The 4,507-nt window shown below is 69.8% G+C and carries 4 protein-coding genes; 2 read left to right on the top strand and 2 right to left on the bottom strand.

Annotation, left to right across the window (positions count from 1 at the left end; translation table 11 throughout):
- Positions 1-504 precede the first annotated feature (504 nt).
- Entirely contained in the window at positions 505-918 is a 414-nt protein-coding gene (locus NON22_RS20710) for a hypothetical protein (protein WP_257388878.1), read from the top strand.
- Positions 919-1,447: 529 nt separating this feature from the next.
- On the opposite strand, the gene NON22_RS20705 is transcribed toward NON22_RS20710, so the two are convergent.
- Both NON22_RS20705 and NON22_RS20700 read right to left on the bottom strand, forming a co-directional pair.
- The gene (locus NON22_RS20705) at positions 1,448-3,574 is read right to left on the bottom strand and encodes a phosphocholine-specific phospholipase C (protein ID WP_257388877.1); all 2,127 of its coding nucleotides are present in this window, start codon (positions 3,572-3,574) and stop codon (positions 1,448-1,450) included.
- Between the two features lie 163 nt (positions 3,575-3,737).
- The gene (locus NON22_RS20700; RefSeq protein ID WP_257388876.1) at positions 3,738-4,130 is read right to left on the bottom strand and encodes an MAPEG family protein; all 393 of its coding nucleotides are present in this window, start codon (positions 4,128-4,130) and stop codon (positions 3,738-3,740) included.
- A gap of 178 nt (positions 4,131-4,308) precedes the next feature.
- Between NON22_RS20700 and NON22_RS20695 the strand changes: the two genes are divergently transcribed.
- Positions 4,309-4,507: hypothetical protein (locus NON22_RS20695; RefSeq protein ID WP_257388875.1), on the top strand; the 199-nt coding region annotated here is incomplete at its 3' end.

Here is a 4,507-nt window from a genome sequence, read left to right as displayed (position 1 = left end):
CGGCGATGCGCGCGCTGCCGGCGGCCGCCGCGGCACGCGATGCGGCGGTACGGCCCGGGCCGCGCTGGCCCTGGTTCCTCGCCTGGCTCGCGCCGGCCGGATTGCTCTGGTGGCTGCAACGCCGCGCGCGGCGCGACGGCACATGAAAGCCCTGTCGCACCGGCACCGCGCCGGTGCTGTCCGCTACGACCGCACCGCTGCGTCTTCGGACAGGCGCGCGGCACCGAACCGATCCGTGCGCTGCCGCAGTTCGGCGATCCGGCAGGGGCGGAAGCACGCGGTGCCCGAATCGGCGGACGGGCGGCACGGCGGCGCGAATCCGCGGAACGGACGACGCCGGCACTTGAATCGGCATGGCTCGTGCAAGCGCCCACGACCCGGCGGCGCGAGTACGATCGGGTATGCGACGCCGGCAACGGCTCCGCGATCACGCAGCCGGCCAGCTTGACGCCGGATGCAAACCCGCTACCTTCACGACGATGAACAGCTCCGGGGGGAAGCTCGATGCAAGCACTGTTGGCCTTCGCGCTCGCGCTGAGCAGCAATGCCCCGGGCGTGACGTACAAATGCCGCGACGTCGACGGTAACTGGACCGCGCGCGCCTGCCTCGTCGCCGCGCCGCTGCCCGAGACCAACTACATCCGCCAGCAGCGCCTGCGCCAGGCCGTCGCGCGCCAGCGCCAGGAAGTCCGCGACCGCCTCGCGATGTACTGCTTCCGGCTCGACCCCAAGGCCTCGTTCTACGACTGCGTCGACCACCAGATGCTCGCGTACGACGTGATCAACCAGCTCGCGAAGAAGCTCGGCCCGGTCTCCCCCGACAGCGCCAAGCTCGCCCGCTGCATGGCCACGAACCTCGACAACCGCAGCCAGGCCACCGACTACCGGCGCACGATGGAATGCTATTTCGCGCGGTGAACGCGAGAACGCGCAGTCCGCCCGCGGCCAGGTCCGAAACGCCGGCGCCACCGAGCTGACGCTCCGGCGACAACCGGGCAGCGCCGGATGCCCAGGCTTCTCCCCCGCCCCGGCCCTCTCCCCAAGCACAGGCGCGCTTGGAGGAGAGGGAGACGAGCGGCGTTCAGGCCGAAGCAAAGCGCGGCTGCAGCGTCGAGCCGAAGCCAAGGTCATTCAGTCGCCGGGCCGCACCGGCGCAGCATGTCGCTCCCTTACCTTCAAACGTGCTGCGAAAGAGCAGCGGCATTCGGGCCGAAACCAAGGTCATTCAGTCGCCGAATCGCGTAGCACGGCGTAACGCCCCTCTCCTCCAAGCTCGCTCGCGGGAGAGGGTCGGGGTTAGGGGGAGAAACGTCAGCGAACGCGGAGAAAGGCGTTTCGCAGGAACGGCACGCTTTGAAGACCCGCGGAAAAATTCAACATCCGGCCGGCCGAAACCGGATCCGGCGCAACGAACGCGACGGCGTCGGTAATCGAGAGCCCAAGCGCCTCAAGCCGCCTGCTCGAACCCGTCGGCGAACAGCATTTCCCCGCGCGTGCCGAAGGCCGGGTCGCTGACGCCGGGGAAGCCGTTCTCGAGATGACCCGCGAGGCGGCGCAGCCAGCGCTCGTCGTGGTCGCTGGTCAGGCTCAGGTCGTACCAGCGCTGCTGGGCGGACAGGTTCCAGATCGTGTCGACGGCCGCGCCGGCCGGCAGATCCAAGCTGCGCGCTGGTTCGGCGCTGTAGCGGTTCGGCCGCAGGGTCACGCGGCAGGCGGCGCTGCCGCCGTTGCGCAGGCGCAGCGCGAGCGCGTGGTTGTCGACGTCGTACAGCGCGACGATTTCGGGATTCGCGCCCGCCGCCGCGCGCGCGAGGTCGCCGCCGAAGCTGCGCAGGAAGCCGTTCGGGCCGTGCACGTGCAGGTCGTAAACGCCGGCCGTGACCGCCTGCGCGCTCCAGTAGTCCGAGCGCTGCGTGCCGCTCTCGAGCGAGTAGTACCACGGCCCGTCGCTGCGGTTGTCGGCATAGACGTTGAGGCCGGCGCCGGCCGCGCCGTCGTTGTAGAAATCCAGCCAGTAGCGCCCGGCGGCGGCGTCGATGCGGCCGTTGACGCTCAGCGAATACGGCAGCGCGCGCGCCGGCCGCGAGCCGGGCTCCTGCGCGGGCAAAGCATTGTCCGCCGGCGGCTGCGGCGGACTCAGGCCGCAGCTCAGGTTCGCGTTCGCGATGTAGCCGCTCGTATCCGGCAGCACGGGCCACAGCGGATCGGCCGCGCTGAAATCCAGGGTTGAGGTCAGGTCGCCGGTCATCGCGCGGCGCCAGGCGCCGATATTGGGTTCGGGCACGCCGAAGCGCGCTTCGAGGAAGCGGATGACCGAGGTGTGATCGAATACCTGCGAGTTGACCCAGCCGCCGCGGCTCCACGGCGACACGACCAGGCTCGGCACGCGGATGCCCAGGCCCAGCGGCACGCCGTTGTGATTCTCGGTCGCCGTCGCGACGGTGCTCTGTCCGAGGCCCGCGGTCAGCGCCGGCACGTGCGAAGGCACGTGGTCGAAGAAACCGCCGTTCTCGTCGTAGGTGATGATGAAGACGGTCTTCGACCAGACCTCGGGATTGGCCGCGAGCGCCGCGAGCAGCTGCGCGGTCAGCGCCTCGCCGTAGGCCGGCGCGGCCTCGGGGTGCTCGCACATCGAGAACGGCGCGACGATCCACGACACCTGCGGCAGGGTGCCGTTCTGCACGTCGTTGTGGAACTGCCGGATCAGCGGCTGGCCGAGCGTCGTGTAGGCGTTGGCCGCATTGGAGCCCGGCGCGTAGTCGCGGCCGCGGCGATACAGCGGGGAACTCGTGGCGATGCCGCGGAAGCTGCGGAAATAGGCCAGCGAGTTGTCGCCGTAGTTGTCGTATTCCTGATAGACCTTCCAGCTGACGCCGGCCTGCTCCAGGCGCTCGGCGTAGGTGGTCCAGTCGAACGCGTTGAACGCGGCGTTGTCGCGCGTGATGTCGGCGGTCCAGTTGCCGTCGTCGACGTTGTTGACGGCGTGATTGCCGGGACGGTTCACGGCCAGGCCGCTCGTGCCGGCGAACAGGTGCATGCGGTTCGGATTTGTCGGCCCGTGCACCGAGCAGAACCAGGCGTCGCAGACCGTGAACGCATCGGCCAGCGCGTAGTAGAACGGCAGGTCGGCGCGCGTGAAATGGCCCATGCACATCGGGCCTTTTTCGCGCACCCAGTGATCGAAGTTCTTCCAGCGCGCGTGACTGCCTTTCCAGCTGTGGTCGATGTCGTTCATGCACTGGGCGCTGCTGAGCTGCGTGTCGAGGCGGAACGGCAAGACCGTGCCGCCTTCCGTGCGCGGCTGCTGCCAGACGCTCGCGCCGCCGGGCAGCCGTATCGTGCGCGGGTCGTCGAAGCCGCGCACGCCGCGCAACGCGCCGAAGTAATGATCGAACGAGCGGTTTTCCTGCATCAGCACGACGACGTGGCCGACGTCCTGGATCGTGCCGGTCACGCGCGCCGCCGGCACGGCCAATGCCTCGCGTATCGCCGGAGGCAGCGCGGCCATCAGTGCGGCGGCACCGGCCGATTGCGCGGCCAGGCGCAGGAATTCGCGTCGATTCGTACCGGCCATGTCCGTGCTCCGCCGCCGTCCAGCCGCGGACGACCGCGGCGGCCGGCATGCTCGGCGCGAATTGTTGCAGTGCGGTGTAAGCGTGTTGAAGGTTTGGATTTTGTGCGGATCGCGGCGCGTTCGCGCCGCGATTGCCGCGCAAACCGCGCGAAAACCGCCGGACTCAGCCGGCCAGCGCGCGCAGCAGGCCCCAGCAACCGCTCAGGAAGACGACGACGAGGGCCGCCGCGGAAACCAGGAAACCGGGACTGCGCTTTTTCGCGGCCTGCGCATAGGCCAGCGCATACCAGAAGCGCGCGGCGACCCAGACCAGCCCGGCGATGCCGGCCACGAGCGGCGAGCCGTAGGTCGCGCCGAGCCAGAGCACCGGCAGGAACATCACCGTGCTCTCGATCGTGTTCATCTGCGCGCGGAACACGCGCTCGAATCCTTCGTCGCCGCTGGTCGCCGGTGCGCGCACGCCGTAGCGCCCGCGCGCGCGGCCGACCATCCACATCACGAACATCAGCAGCACGATGTTGAGCACGACGACGAGCGCGGGCAGATGGGCGGCCATGGAGGTTCTTCGCAGGATGAGGCCGTCACGATAGCAAGCGGGGCTCCGGCCGGCCATGCCTCAAGGGAGTTCATCGACGTGGGAAGCGGCATCGCGGCGGCACGGAGTCGCGGCGCGCGGCGTCGCTGCCGCGGGCGGCCGGCATTGATTTCGCGCCGGCCGGTCCAACCTCGATGCCATGAGCCGCGCTTTCGTCAAGGATTCCGAACGTCCCGATCCGCTGCCGGAGATTCCGCTCAGCGCGCATCCGAACCGGACGACGCCGGCCGGCCTCGCGCGGCAGCAGCGGCGCCTCGCGGAGCTGCGCGCCGCGCTGCAGAGCGACGAGGCGCCGCAGGACGACGAGCTCGCGCGACAGGCCGTCGCGCGCGAGATCC

Origin of the sequence: Tahibacter caeni (assembly GCF_024609805.1) — a bacterium.
Classification (GTDB): domain Bacteria; phylum Pseudomonadota; class Gammaproteobacteria; order Xanthomonadales; family Rhodanobacteraceae; genus Tahibacter; species Tahibacter caeni.
Note: the sequence above shows the minus strand (reverse complement) of the source record. Positions and strands in the feature narration are given on the sequence as shown.

Coding starts and splice junctions, on each gene's coding strand:
- NON22_RS20705 (WP_257388877.1), bottom strand. CDS start 3,574: ATGGCCGGTACGAATCGACGCGAATTCCTGCGCCTGGCCGCGCAATCG.
- NON22_RS20700 (WP_257388876.1), bottom strand. CDS start 4,130: ATGGCCGCCCATCTGCCCGCGCTCGTCGTCGTGCTCAACATCGTGCTG.
- NON22_RS20710 (WP_257388878.1), top strand. CDS start 505: ATGCAAGCACTGTTGGCCTTCGCGCTCGCGCTGAGCAGCAATGCCCCG.